Annotated in this window: 8 protein-coding genes; 1 reads left to right on the top strand and 7 read right to left on the bottom strand. The window is 53.2% G+C overall.

Going from position 1 to position 13,491, the window contains the following annotated elements; all coding sequences use genetic code 11:
• Position 1 precedes the first annotated feature (1 nt).
• From BLU47_RS07110 to BLU47_RS07090, 5 genes are all read right to left on the bottom strand, one after another.
• Entirely contained in the window at positions 2-2,824 is a 2,823-nt protein-coding gene (locus BLU47_RS07110; RefSeq protein WP_091960601.1) for a glycoside hydrolase family 2 TIM barrel-domain containing protein, read from the bottom strand.
• A gap of 75 nt (positions 2,825-2,899) precedes the next feature.
• Positions 2,900-4,351: a beta-Ala-His dipeptidase gene (gene pepD / locus BLU47_RS07105; protein ID WP_091960405.1), complete on the bottom strand. Its 1,452-nt coding sequence runs from the start codon at positions 4,349-4,351 to the stop codon at positions 2,900-2,902.
• Between the two features lie 27 nt (positions 4,352-4,378).
• Positions 4,379-6,229, bottom strand: a complete 1,851-nt coding sequence (locus tag BLU47_RS07100; RefSeq protein ID WP_091960402.1) for an alpha-glucuronidase — start codon at positions 6,227-6,229, stop codon at positions 4,379-4,381.
• A 12-nt stretch (positions 6,230-6,241) separates the two neighbouring features.
• Complete coding sequence (locus tag BLU47_RS07095; RefSeq protein WP_091960399.1) at positions 6,242-8,578, bottom strand: beta-glucosidase; 2,337 nt, start codon at positions 8,576-8,578, stop codon at positions 6,242-6,244.
• A 247-nt stretch (positions 8,579-8,825) separates the two neighbouring features.
• The gene (locus tag BLU47_RS07090; protein WP_176780486.1) at positions 8,826-9,914 is read right to left on the bottom strand and encodes a helix-turn-helix domain-containing protein; all 1,089 of its coding nucleotides are present in this window, start codon (positions 9,912-9,914) and stop codon (positions 8,826-8,828) included.
• Positions 9,915-10,079: 165 nt separating this feature from the next.
• Here BLU47_RS07090 and BLU47_RS07085 point away from each other — a divergent pair, with 165 nt between their 5' ends.
• Positions 10,080-10,436, top strand: a complete 357-nt coding sequence (locus BLU47_RS07085) for a helix-turn-helix domain-containing protein (protein WP_091960393.1) — start codon at positions 10,080-10,082, stop codon at positions 10,434-10,436.
• 111 nt (positions 10,437-10,547) lie between these two features.
• Here BLU47_RS07085 and BLU47_RS07080 read toward each other — a convergent pair whose 3' ends face one another.
• Both BLU47_RS07080 and BLU47_RS07075 read right to left on the bottom strand, forming a co-directional pair.
• Complete coding sequence (locus BLU47_RS07080; RefSeq protein WP_091960391.1) at positions 10,548-11,972, bottom strand: L-fucose/L-arabinose isomerase family protein; 1,425 nt, start codon at positions 11,970-11,972, stop codon at positions 10,548-10,550.
• A gap of 17 nt (positions 11,973-11,989) precedes the next feature.
• Positions 11,990-13,480: an FGGY family carbohydrate kinase gene (locus BLU47_RS07075; protein ID WP_091960598.1), complete on the bottom strand. Its 1,491-nt coding sequence runs from the start codon at positions 13,478-13,480 to the stop codon at positions 11,990-11,992.
• Positions 13,481-13,491 lie beyond the last annotated feature (11 nt).

Genomic DNA, 13,491 nt, shown 5'->3' with positions numbered 1-13,491 from the left:
GTTAATCGAATCTTATTATAGTGTTAATATGTCCTTTTCCTTTGCTCCAGAAGGGTTGTGCTGAGGGACCGTTCAGGTCGGTCGTGTTCACCTTGTTGCGTACGGCAGGAATGACTTTGAGAATACTGATGCCTGTCTCGGGCAACGTATAAAGGATGTGGTCTCGTCCGTCACGTGGAGTATAGATGCCTATCTTCCCGTCAAGGGTCTCAATGCCCACCTTGCCTTCCGTTGTCGTCAGCTGCATCCATCTGACACCGGCAAAGTAGCCCTTGAACTCCGGATATTCGAACGACTCGCCAGGAATGGGGTCGTTATAGTTGTTCTGCCAATAACCCAGCTGTGGACCTTCCATGCGGTTCTTCCAGACGCGGTACGGACCCTTTCCTACCCACTGCTTGCTCTTGACCAGCTGCTCGGGATAGTCAAAGCAGATACCCATTAGGTCGACAACGCCGTTGAAGTAGTAATCAGCATTCATATACATACCGCCGTCGTTGAGGAAGCGATAAGTCACCTGCTGCAATGAGCCGTGCTGGTAGTTGGCTATGAGTGTGCTGTCACGAAAGGCAAAGCCTGCGAAAGCACCTTGATCGGCATATTCTGTATACTCGGTCTTTTTCTTGAAGGCCTCCTTGTCGTCGTGGTTATAAAAACCGTCCTCCGAACGGTCGGCTCGTTTGGCAGCGACAAAGCGAGGTCCGTTACCGAACGACAGTTTCTTGCCGTTGACCGTCACCTGCATCAGACGACCTGTCTTCTTACAGAAGGTAAATTCACGCGTACCATTCGTAACCGACAACTGGTTGTCATTCTCCGTATATGTATACTTCTGCGTGTTCTCATGCAGACTCTTCCAACCCAGGTTGCCTTCCTTGATTCTATGCTTGTGCGTCCATGTGAACACCTCCTGTCCCTGGGGGTCAGTAGCCGTTAGCTGTATCACTTCGGCATCGGTCTTCTCTATTTTCAGCTTGCCCAGTTGGTGAGGAGCGATATCGGGCGATGTGAGCTTGCCCTCCTTGATGACTTTCATCTGCGTCTCGCCGTATGCCGGCATCTGCAACAGCTTATAGCTGAACTGACAATCTTTCAGGTTCGTGAAGTCGTAGCAGTTCTGAATTCGGATGTTGCCCTGCTCCCAATACTTCACCTGAATAGGGCTCCACACCTCGCGGATGGTATAGAACGAGCCTTCTTTCTCCATGTGTGGTCCTACGATGCCGTCGGCACCGAAGTTTCCCATGCAGTCCACAATGTTGTTCATATCTGTGCGCACCACACCCTGGTCCATCAGGTCCCAGAGGAAACCGCCGGCACAGCGTGGATTCGCCATCATCATTTTCCAATAGTCCTTCAGTCCGGCACCGTGACCACCATCGTATAGACCGTGGAGGAACTCGGTGGGCATGAAGATTTCCTTCTGGCGCATATACTCCGCCGTCTCGCCCCATGAGCGGTAGTGTTTGGTCTCAAAACCATTGCGGTTAGCCCAGGGGTAGAGCACCACACGCTGCTGCGGGTCCAGTCGGGTGAACACCGGTTCCAATTCGTAGTTGAAGCCGCCCTCGTTGCCGTTTGACCAAAAGATAATGGACGGATGGTTGACATCGCGCGTCACCATCTCCTCGACAATCTGCGAACCCGTAATCGTTTCGTGTGCCCAGTGCCAGCCCGGTTGTTCACACTCCACGTAGAGGCCCAGCGAGTCACACGCATCCAGAAACTCTGGGTCGGCAGGATAGTGAGACAGTCGCACGGCATTCATGTTCATCGACTTGATGAGCAGTACGTCCTCGATGTTCTTCTGTTTCGACAATGTGCGCCCCGTCTCGGGACGGAATGAGTGGCGGTTGGCACCCTTGAAGATGACCTTCTGTCCGTTGATGAACACGCCGTCCTCCTTGTCGCCGTTGTACGTATGCCGGTATTCTATGGTGCGGAATCCGAATTTCTGCCTTTCCACGTGGAGGGTGCGCCCCTCAGCGTTTTTTAAGGTGAACACTGCTGTATACAGGTTCGGCTGTTCTGCGTTCCATGTCTTGATGCCCTTCGCGTTGAAGTCTATCTTGCCCAGGTCGCTCGCAGTGGTGAAGGCAGCACTCTTGGCTACCACCTTGCCTTTCGCGTCGATAATCTCAACGCTCACCGATCCCCCTGATAGTGCACGGTTCAGGTACACGTCTGCCATAAAGCGTCCGTCGGCCTTGGCATTGATGGCTACGCGTGCTATGTTCTGTGCCGGTTTGCTGATGATGAACACCGGGCGCCAGATGCCTCCGAAATTCCAGTAGTCGGCACGGCGTTCAGCCAAGTTCACCTGTGGATTGGTACTTTCTTTCAGCACCTCCACCTCTAAGCGGTTCTTCTTCTGACCGAAGAAGATACGGTCTGACACGTCGATAGTATGACGGGTAAAGCCTCCTTGATAGGTGCCGTTACCAGCCTTGCGACCGTTGATGGTGGCGCGCAGCTCTGTAAAGGCAGCTTCGAAGACCAACATGATTTGCCGGCCCTCCCACTCCTTGGGCAAAGTAAATTCGTGTTTGTACTTGCCCACCTCATTGGCAATACCCTCCGGAGTAGCCTTGCCATAGAAACGCATACCATATTGATAAGTGCCAAAGCCCTGAAGCTCCCAGCATGAGGGCACCCCGATCTTAGTCCACTTGCCACTGTTACGTCCATCCGAACACAGGAAATCCCACTCTACCATGTCGTCACAGCCGTGACCACTTAGATACTGACGCTCCGTCTCTACTGACGACTGAGCACACAGCGTCAACGAGCTCGTCAACGCAGCCAAAAGAAAAATCCGTCTCATCGTATAGCTATACATTTATTTATTTTAAAGACGTTCACCTGTGGCTTATGTCATCATGGCGTCGCGTCAGGTGACTTATGCGAGGCGTTTGAGTAATTCGACGAGTACGCGCCAGATGTCGTCGACGGTTGACAGTTCTACACGCTCACTGGTGGAGTGGGGCTCCACGATGCGTGGACCGATGCTCGCTATCTGGATGCCGGGGTAGTGCTGTACGAAGAAGCCTGCCTCCAGCACAAAGTGCATAGCTACCATACGGGGACGCCAGCCCAGTACGTCTTGGAAGGTGTCGGAAGTTAATTGTAGGAACGGTGACTGCTGGTCTTCCTGCCAGGCAGGTGCCGACATGACGGTTTCACTCTTTCCTCCATATGAGGCAAATACGTTGGCTATCTGCTTACTAAGTTCCTCCATGTCGCTGTCAATGAAACTGCGTGTATGGGTAGAGATGAAGATGCAGTCGTCCTCGGTTACGATACGCCCTACGTTGTTAGAGGTCTCCACCGTTCCTTTCATGGTGTCGCTCATCTTCACCACCCCTTGTGGAATCTGTTCCAGACAGGACATCATATTCTCAAAAGCCTCGCGGTTGATGACCGTTTCTTGTCGTTCGCACTTGCTGATGACGCAGTGTATGTCAGGGTCATTGTTGCCATACTCCTCGCGCAGCCATTCGTTCATCATGTCCTCTTGCTGCTTGACGAATTCAGCACCCTCGCCCGAAGGGATGCACAGCACAATCTCTGCGGAGGAGGCAATGGAGGCATTAGCTTCACCGATGTTGATAGAAGCCACATCGAAATCGTATTCATTGTAGATAGCAGCCAAGACCGCCCATGCGGGAACAACCGCACTGCAGCGTCCCTTGTTGATGTCGACACCGGAATGGCCGCCTAGTCCGCCCTCAAAGCGGATGCTATACCAGCGACGCTTGCCTCCGGGTGCAGGTATGCGCTCTACGGGGATGCGATGGAATTGCAGACAGGCACCTGCGGCTCCCGTCGTGATGGTATCGTAGTCCTCCGAGTCAAGGTTAATCACCTTCCTGCCTTTTAGGAAGTCCTTACTCAGTTGCGATGCTCCAGACATGCCGTCTTCCTCGTTGGTAGTCGTGATGACCTCCATCGGTCCATGTACGATATCTTGGCTTTCCAGCACAGCTAGTGCCATGGAAAGTCCGATACCGTTGTCAGCACCAAGCGAAGTGCCTCTCGCCTTCATCCACCCATTCTCCACATAAGCATCAATGGGTGAGTGCAGAGGGTCGTTCATGCCCACGCAGACCATGTCCATGTGGTTCAGCAGCACAATGGGCTCAGCCCCTTCATGTCCCGGAGTGGCAGGCTTGCTGATGACGACACAGTTCTCTGCATCCCGCTTGTACGGCAACTGCAGCCGCTTGGCAAACTGGCAGAGATAGTCTGCCACGCGTTCTTCGTGGTGTGACGGACGTGGTATCTGATTCAGTTCCTCGAAAATTTGGAACACCCGTTTGGTGCTTGGGTATTGGACTAGATGGTTTGTCATATACGTATAGTGTTTAGAATGCGTTCATTATTCGGCAAAGTGGCGGAAGTAGCCAAGACAAGTGTCACGCCACTCACGGGCATTCTCCACTTGATGTTCTAACCGTTCGTCCACTTCGCGCCAGCGCTGCTCGTCAACGAAGTGGCCCATCTTGTTGTGCCACAAGTTGTGAACATGTTCCGTCCACAGTACTCCTTCGTTATAGTGGTATTGCAGCGACTCCCACAGCGTGGAGCCGTCCTTCATACGGTAGGTCCAAGGCACGCGGTGGAACCACAGCAGCAGATTCTCGGGACAGGTCTCGATGTTGTCGTAGAGCCGGGCCATCTCCGGACGGTACTGGCTGGTGGCATTCGTGCCGGTGCTCGATCGGTCGAAACCGATGCTGTCCTTCGTAGCCTTGTGGTAGTAGACAGGACACCACTCCAGCGGATAGGAGGCGATGAAACCGTCGGGTTCGGGACCATAGTGGTGATCGAACTTGAAGATGTGGTGCAGGCCCAGTGGCATCATATAGTCCACGCAAGCCTCACGGCTCTCTGTCATCACCTGACTCATGCAGCGCACGAATTTGGGATCACTGGAGAAGGTCAGCTTCAGCCATTCATTAGCAATATCTTCAGATGTCAGCTCGGGATTCCAGGCCAGTCGACCGAAAGCATACCAGTTGGCTTGTGAGAAGTGGTGACCGCACCAGTTGCGGTCCTTACCGATGTTGGCGACACCGGCAATGCCTCTTAGCTGTCGGACTGGTACGAAGGAGAAGAACTCCTTCCACATCGGAGCGAGGTACACCAGATGACGTGATTGTCCCAGATACTCTTGGGTTATCTGCAGTTCCACCATGTTAGGTGTCTGCTTGATTTGGTCAAAGATGGGACTGTACGGTTCGCGGGGTTGGAAGTCCAGCGGTCCGTTCTTGGTCTGCAGAATGACATTGTCGTGGAATAGTCCGTCCAAAGGTTTGAATTCCGATACTGCTTGCTTTACGCGGTCCTCGCCCTTGTGGTTGGCACCATATACAAAGCAGCGCCACATCACGATGCCTCTGAAGGGCTTCAGCGCATCCGCCAGCATATTGGCTCCGTCGGCATGGCTGCGGTGGTAGTCGCCAGGACCGGGCTGTCCCTCGCTGTTGGCCTTGACCAGAAAACCGCCGAAGTCAGGGATTAGTTGATAGATTTCCTTTGCCTTGCGCTGCCACCAACGGGCTACCGACTTGTTCAGCGGGTCTGCCGTCTTGGTGTCGCCCAATGCCATGGGCGTGGCGAAGTTGATGCTCAGGTACACCTTGATGCCGTAGGGGCGCAGGATGTCTGCAATCTTCTTGACTTCTTTCAGATAGGGCGTCGTCAGCATCTTGGGCGAGGCATTGACATTGTTCAATACGGAGCCGTTGATGCCGATGGACGCATTGGCGCGGGCATAGTCGCGGATGAGCTGTTCGTCCAGGTGGAACCACTCGAAGATGCTCTCACCGGCATAGCCGCGTTCGATGCTGCCGTCGGTGTTGTCCCAGTGGTTCAGCAGTCGCAGGTTGAAGGCGGGATGTGTCTCGCCCGTCTCACCGCGCAGCAGGGCATAGGTGCCATAGAGCAGTCCGCTGTCGTGACGGGCACTGATGGTACTGCTGTTGATGCGGTAGCCTTCGTCGTCGGACATGGTGGGGTCGATGCGCAGGGTGATGGTGCCGTCCTTGTAGTAGGTCTCCAGTTCCTGTCGGGCAATGTCGATGGTAGGCGACTGCTGGTTGCACACTACCTTGGTTCTGTTGACGGGTTGGTAGCGCAGCCACAGCTGATGACCATCCTCGGCTGAAGACTGAAGGGTGAAAAGCGAAGAGGTGAGAATGAATAGTGATAACAAGTGTCGTTTCATGTCGTTGGATGTTTATTGTTTCAAAAGATTAAGTGCCTGTTGGGGAGCCATGGCGTTGTTCACCTTTTCGGTGTATTCGCTTACCTTGGTAGTGGCAGTGACCTTGATGTCGCGACTGGACGACCCGATACGGAAGGTATAGGTGCCAGCCTCGGCGAGCCATTGGGAGTGTGCCTCGTCGAACGAAGCCAGGTCGCGCTGCGGGATAGTCATGGTCAGTGTCTGGCTCTCGCCGGGCTGCAACTCGCGCGTCTTGGCAAAAGCCTTCAGCTCATGGACGGGTTTCTCGAGGGTGCCTTTCGGAGCGGTCACATAGACCTGCGCCACTTCCTTGCCGCTCACGCTGCCTGTGTTCTTGACGTTGACAGTGACCGTCACCTTGTCGCTGCCCACCTTCACCTTAGGCTGGCTGAAATCAAACGTGGTGTACGATAGCCCGAAGCCGAAGGGGTAAGCCACCTGTTTGTCGAAGGTGTCAAAGTATCGGTATCCCACGTAGATGTCTTCCTCGTGGTTGGTAAAGCTTTCGTTTGGAATGCCGGTTTCCCAGCCCTGCATCTCGCGGTAAGTGTACATGTCGGGGTCTTGCGGGAAGTTGCGTGTAGAGGGATGGTCAGTAGCGGCAATGGGCCATGTCATGGTTAGCTTGCCTGAGGGGTTAGCCTTGCCTGTCAGCACGTCGGCAACGCTGTTGCCACCCTCCTCGCCGGGTTGCCAAGCACACAGGATGGCATCTGCGCGGTCGCGCCACGAAACGGTTTCCATGACCGACCCTGAGTTGATGATGACGATGACGGGCTTGCCCTGGGCGTGGAACTGGTCACTGACGTGGAATATCATGTCCTGTTCCTCGCGGGTGAGGTTGAACTCTCCGTCAATCTTGCGGTCCATGCCCTCGCCAGCCTGACGCCCGATGGTGATGACGGCGGCATCGGCCTCCTGCACCTCATGTTGTACGCAGCGGTCGGAAATCTCTATCTCGTCCAGTTTGGGCTGTCCTTGGTCAAGGAACCACATGATGGGGTTCTTGTCTGCCTTCAGCTTGACCTTGGCATACTTCACGTAGTTCTGGTATATCTCTGTCAGTAGTGGAGTGGTGGTGACTCCAATGTTTTTTAGGCCGGTCACCATATCCACTACATAGGGTACGTTGACACAGCCTGATCCCAGTCCGCCAGACAGGAAGTCATACGAGTTGACACCGAACAGTGCCACTGTCTTGAGGTTGCGGATGGGCAGCACGCCGGTGTTCTTCAGCAGTACCATGCCTTCTGTTGACGACTGGCGGGTGACGGCAGCATGCGCCTTCAGGTCAGGCTTGTTGGAGAACTGGTAGCCCTTGAAGCGTGGCGTCTTGACGATATACTCCAGCATGTTGCGCACGTTGCGGTCTACATCCTTGATGTCAAGTCGGCCAGCCTTTACGGCCTGTATGATGTCGTCAGCCTGGGCAGGATAGCCCGGCATCATCAGGTCGTTGCCGGCTGTAACCTCCTGCTCGGTGGGCAACTTGTCGCGCTTGCCAATCCAGTCGGTCATCACGATACCCTTGTAGCCCCACTCATCGCGCAGGATGGTGGTCAGCAGGTCCTTGTTGCCCTGGGCGTAGACACCGTTGATGATGTTATACGACGACATGAGGGTCCACGGCTCCGACTGGCGCACAGCCATCTCGAATCCTTTCAGGTAAAGTTCGCGGATGGCACGCTGGCTTACGCGCTCGTCCACCTTCGTGCGAGCCGTCTCCTGGGAGTTGACGGCAAAGTGTTTGGCTGAGACGCCAACCCCTTGGCTCTGTATGCCCTTGATGACGGCGGCTCCGATGAGTCCTGTCACGATGGGGTCTTCCGAGTAGTATTCAAAGTTACGGCCGCACAGCGGGTTGCGGTGCAGGTTCATGCCCGGACCGAGTATGACGTCGATGCCATATTCCAGTGTCTCGTTGCCGATGGCGCGTCCGACCTGTTCAACCAAGTCGGTGTTCCATGTTGAGGCGAGACAGGTGCCGATGGGGAATCCCGTGGCAAAGAACGTATGGTCGGTATTGTCTCGATGGGCGTCGATATGTACGCCGGCAGGACCGTCAGCCACTACCGTGGCAGGGATGCCCAGTCGGGGTATGGCTACCGTCGTGCCAGCTGCTCCTGCCACGAGTTTCTTCTGGTGTCCCAGCATGGCACCAGAACCTACGAAGGAATCGTTGCCGCCACCAACAAGCAGTTGGGCTTTCTCCTCGAGCGTCATGGCGTTCAACACCTCGTCGATGTTGTCAGCCTTCAGTTTCACTTGTGCTGTCATCGTTGTCATTGTTAGCATGGCCGCAAGGCCTGTGATAAATTGTTTTTTCATGCTTATTTATATGTTAATATCTTCTGTCTCTTGAATAGTCGTTGCAAAGTTACTTATTCGACTACGTACTTATATCGACTGCATATCGAATATTAATATTTATTAGTAACTTGGAGCCAGATGAACATCACCTGTTAATAGGCGTTAACCATCTGGAACCAGATGAACGTCGACCGTTAATAGGCGTTAACCGTCTGACGCCAGATAGCCTTCCCCGGCTTCCGGCTTACACAAACAGCGCCACGTTCTATTGCTTCTTCATCCACTCAGTGGGCGTCATGCCCATGAGTTGTTTAAACGAGGTACTGAACGTACGATAGCTACGGAATCCGCTCTTCAGTGCCAGTTCCTGGGTAGTGTAGGGACTTTCGTTGGCGATAGTTTCTCTGTAGAGTCGCATGAAATGTTGAATACGTAGCTGGTTGATGTACGTGTTGTAGTTAATGCCCTGCTGCGAGAACAATCCGCTTAGGTAGGTCCGGTTGGTGCCAGTGGCGGCACACAGTGTGCCAATGGTTAGGTCGTGCTGTAAGTATAGTTCGTTGGCCTCGCAGTGCTCAGCCAGAAGTGTATTAATATAGGAGGGTACGCAGACCGACTGTCCTTCTTCATCGGGGGTGTTTTCGTTATTGTGGTCGTCGGCAGGCTCCAATAGTTGGAGCGTCTCCACGCGCCATAGCAGAAAACTGATGAGCACTATCGTCATCAGTTGGACGGCATATTCTGACATAAAGCCTCCAAAATTGGTCTTGTAACAAACGAACGTCAGCAGGATGGCCACCAACAGCACTAAGCTCTGCCATACCTCCTTGTGCTCCAAGTCGGCATAGTTGTCGCGGAGCCACTTGCCATACTGGAGCACGCAGAACACCATATATGCGATGAAGAATATGGAAATGGCTATCAGGTAGTTCCGTACGAAGTCCTCGTAGACGGTATGGTGACCTGCGATGCCCCACGCGACAGCCACCACTACAGGTATTGTTGCCACACCGATGGGCCATAGTTTACGTCGTTTGTCCTGTAACATGCAGATTAGCGTTACCATCATCAGTGGTACCAACGTCACGCTGTCCAGTCCGATGTTCACCGCGTTGCGCACTAAGCGGTCGTCAACTATCACAACAGTGCCTATAACTATCCACCATATGTGGCTCAAAGCATCGGCTGCCAGAAAGGCGGCTGCCCATCGTCGCAGCCTTACTGGTGGTTCACTAATGGAAAACATATTATACCGTCGCATCAGCAGATAGAGACAAGATACCACGGCCAACATGGCTGTTGCACCATAGAGCAACAAGTAGATGGAGTTCTGTAGTCCTTCTTGTTCGTACATAAATAAAAATAGGATGTCGGTGCAAAGGTACGACAAATAAATGAGAAGAAACATCAAACAAATGGCAAAAATCACAAAAATTGTTGCTGAATTGTCAAAAATGATAGTTTACTATTGCTCATTTCGTCCTTACTTGTTATTTTTGTATCACAAAACCAAACCAATATGAATAGACTCTATTTTTCATCCTTGCTCCGTAAGCATTGTGAGGGTTCGCGACTATATCTGAATCATGACCTTACGCTGACGCAACTTGCTGAAGCCATAGGCACCAACCGCACCTATCTGAGCGCATATTTTGCCCAAAAAGGCATAACCTTCAATATCTATATTAACCGATTACGTATCCAGCATTTCGAACGACTTTACAACAAGGCTGTTGCCAATTATCAGCCAATCTCCGCCAAACAACTTTCTTGTACTTGTGGTTTTCGGTCTTATGTCACTTTCTCGGAAGCCTTTAAAGCCATAAAAGGACAAAATTACTCTGAATGGCGGAAAAAGATGTCTAGTCGGCCCTGATGATAGTATTTCCTTTGCTCGTCATCACCTCTAATAGGGACAAGATGCAAATGAAAGAGCCAAGGCGGCATGCCCTGGCTCTCTCATTTGGTGAATATGTTCTGACGGAGTCTAGTCGTGAACGTAGAGGTTCCAGCCGAGGTAGGTCTCGATGGCCTCTTGTACGATATCAACGACATCGGTTCGACACATGGCTACATGGTGCTCGAAGCCATTCTTGCAGATATACTTCATCAGTTGTTGCAGGTTGTCCACCTGTGTGACGGCGATACACCCGTCCATGCCGTAGGGGTCGTTGGTGAGTTGGCCCTTGCCCAGATAAGCCTTAATGCAACCTTTGGGGTCGTCGGTGGAGATGCGGAAGAAGGTGAAGGGGCCTTCGCTGACTTTTGCGTAGACGGCGCCAAAGGTGTTAATCTTGCCGAGTGTACGTCCCAGAACACCGAGTGGACCGAGCTTCAGGTCGTCGTTGCCGACGAACGACTTGGCATAGTTGCCGCAGTGTGTGCAAACGCACTTGTTGCGGTCCTCTGCAAAGTTGTTGTTCCAGTCGAGCAGGGCAGACGCCTTTCCGGAAGCCAGTGTCAGGGCATACATGGAGACGGCTCCGGCGAGGTCGGTCTCGCAGGCTGCAGGGATGAGCTTATCAGAGAGCATCGACATGGTGACGCAGGGAGCGCAGCCGTAGTTCTGCTCCAGAGAGTCCCAGCACTGGATGGCTACTGCCTGCACGTCGTTGGCTTCAATCCAGTTCTCGACAGCCACGCTGAACTTAGCCTGGATGGCGAGCTTCTCTTTATAGGCGTCGGGTACCTTGGCATAGTTGCAGGTGCGATTGCACATCTCGATGAACTTCGGGTCGTCGTCCGTAATCTTCTGTGCGGCGAAGAGGATCTCGCTGAGGTCGGCAGGTACGACGGTGATGCCTGAGCGCTGCAGCAACTTCTCAGAGGCACGACAGGTGTTGAAGCCCAACGGACGTGTACCGATTTGTCCCAGACGGCAGTGGCGAAGTCCGTTGACCACGCGACAGATGGCTGCAAAGCGGTCGATGTCCTTGCGGAGCAGCGGGTCGTAGATGGAGTAGGTGTGCAGCGTAGTGTCGGTAAAGGGAATGCCATACTGATAGAGGTTGTTGCATACGCTGATCTTACCGCAGAAGGCATCACGGCGTGAGTCGAGGTCTACCTTGTCGTTCTCGTCGTCGCACGCCTGTACCATGACGGGCACGTTCAGGTCGGCATCACTGATGGCATTGATGATACCAATCTCGAAGCCGAAGTTAGGCAATGAGACGATGATACCATCAATCTCGTCGCGGTGAGCGCGGAACTGCTTCGATACTTTCAGTCCGTCCTCGCGGGTCTCAATGCTCGAACTGCCGGTAGGCGTAGCATTCTCGGGCAGGATGATGTATTCGTAGCCACCGTCGTCAAGCGTCTTGAGCAACTGCTTGCGAACGTCTTTGGCCAACTCTGAATTAAAATAGGCGCGGGTTCCGATAATCACGCCAAAACATGTCTTTCCGTTCTTCATATTTGTTTAGTTTTAAGTTATTTGATTAATTGATTCACCGCATCACGCCATCCCTGATAGAGGGTTTGCTTCTGCGGGTTCTGCTGAGGCTTGATGACCTCTGTTACCTTGCGCAGCGGAGCCACCTCGTCGAAACTCTTCCAGATGCCTCGCGCAAAGCCGTTCATGATGACGGCACCTAAGGCTGAGGCGTCGTCAACCTCAGTGCATACCACTGGCGTGTCAAGCATGTCGGCTTGGAACTGCATGAGGAACTTGTTCTTGGTGGGACCGCCGTCGGCAGCGATTTCCTTCAGCCGGCCTCCTGTGGCGCGAGCCATCACGTCGATAAGGTCTTTGATTTGATAGGCAATGCTCTCGAGGGCAGCGCGCAAGAAATGGGCTTTCGTTGTAGCAAAGGTCAGTCCGAAGACAGCACCTTTGACGTTAGACTGCCACCAGGGGGCACCAAGTCCGGAGAAGGCGGGCACGATATAGACACCGCCATTGTCGGGAATGCTGGTGGCTAGCGCCTCCATCTCTGACGGATGGCCTACTAGCTGCAACTGGTCGGCAATCCATTTCAGCGTGGCTCCTGTGCTGTAGATGTTGCCTTCAAAACCGTAGTAAACCTTGCCGAAAGCTGAGAATCCAACGCTGGTAACGAGTCCTTCGGGCGCCATCTTGGGCTCTTCACCGATATTCACCATCACGCTCGAGCCTGTGCCATAGGTGACTTTGCCTGAACCGGGTGTGAAGCACATCTGTCCTACAAGGGCACCATGAGAGTCGCCGAGTACGCCAGCAATCTGTATGGGTTTGGTGAATATTCCCTCGACGGTCGTCTCACCATAGATGGCATCGCACGGCAGTACGTCTGGCATCATCGAACGTGGAATGTCGAAGAGGGCTAGCAGTTCGTCGTCCCACTGCATCGTATGGATGTTGAATAACATGGTGCGCGATGCATTGGTATAGTCGGTAGCAAAGGTCTTGCCGCCTGTCAGTTTCCAGATGAGCCATGTCTCGATGGTACCCATTAGCAGTTCACCGCGGTTCGCTGCGTCACGCGCTCCCTCTATGTTATCAAGCAACCATTTTACACCTGTTGCAGAGAAGTTCGGGTCGATGAGCAGTCCGCTTTTTTCGAACACCATCTTTGCCATTCCCGAAGAGCGTAGCGTGCGGCAGAGCTCAGCACCACGGGTGTCTTGCCAAACCACGGCATTGGCAATGGGCTTGCCCGTCAGCTTGTTCCATACCACTGCTGTCTCGCGCTGGTTGGTGAGGGCTAGGGAAAATGTGTGTGGAATCAAAGAATAGTGCAGATCCACATTTTCCATGAGCTTACGGATGGCTTCCACCATGTTGGTGTAAATCTCTTCGGCATCATGCTCCACCCATCCTGTCTGGGGATAGTACTGCTTATGGTCTACATTGGTGCGGGCCAGGACTTTACATTGCTCGTCAAAAAGCAATGCCTTCGTCGACGAGGTACTTTGGTCTATTGCAATAAATCGTTGTGTCATGGGCATAAGGG

Source organism: Prevotella sp. tc2-28 (genome assembly GCF_900107705.1).
In the GTDB taxonomy this organism is placed as follows: Bacteria; Bacteroidota; Bacteroidia; order Bacteroidales; family Bacteroidaceae; genus Prevotella.
This window is presented reverse-complemented; position numbering and strand designations above follow the sequence as displayed.

Bases quoted from the DNA above. Each gene is read 5' to 3' on its own strand.
- BLU47_RS07075 (WP_091960598.1), bottom strand. From the start codon at position 13,480: ATGACACAACGATTTATTGCAATAGACCAAAGTACCTCGTCGACGAAG.
- pepD (WP_091960405.1), bottom strand. From the start codon at position 4,351: ATGACAAACCATCTAGTCCAATACCCAAGCACCAAACGGGTGTTCCAA.
- BLU47_RS07080 (WP_091960391.1), bottom strand. From the start codon at position 11,972: ATGAAGAACGGAAAGACATGTTTTGGCGTGATTATCGGAACCCGCGCC.
- BLU47_RS07095 (WP_091960399.1), bottom strand. From the start codon at position 8,578: ATGAAAAAACAATTTATCACAGGCCTTGCGGCCATGCTAACAATGACA.
- BLU47_RS07110 (WP_091960601.1), bottom strand. From the start codon at position 2,824: ATGAGACGGATTTTTCTTTTGGCTGCGTTGACGAGCTCGTTGACGCTG.
- BLU47_RS07090 (WP_176780486.1), bottom strand. From the start codon at position 9,914: ATGTACGAACAAGAAGGACTACAGAACTCCATCTACTTGTTGCTCTAT.
- BLU47_RS07100 (WP_091960402.1), bottom strand. From the start codon at position 6,229: ATGAAACGACACTTGTTATCACTATTCATTCTCACCTCTTCGCTTTTC.
- BLU47_RS07085 (WP_091960393.1), top strand. From the start codon at position 10,080: ATGAATAGACTCTATTTTTCATCCTTGCTCCGTAAGCATTGTGAGGGT.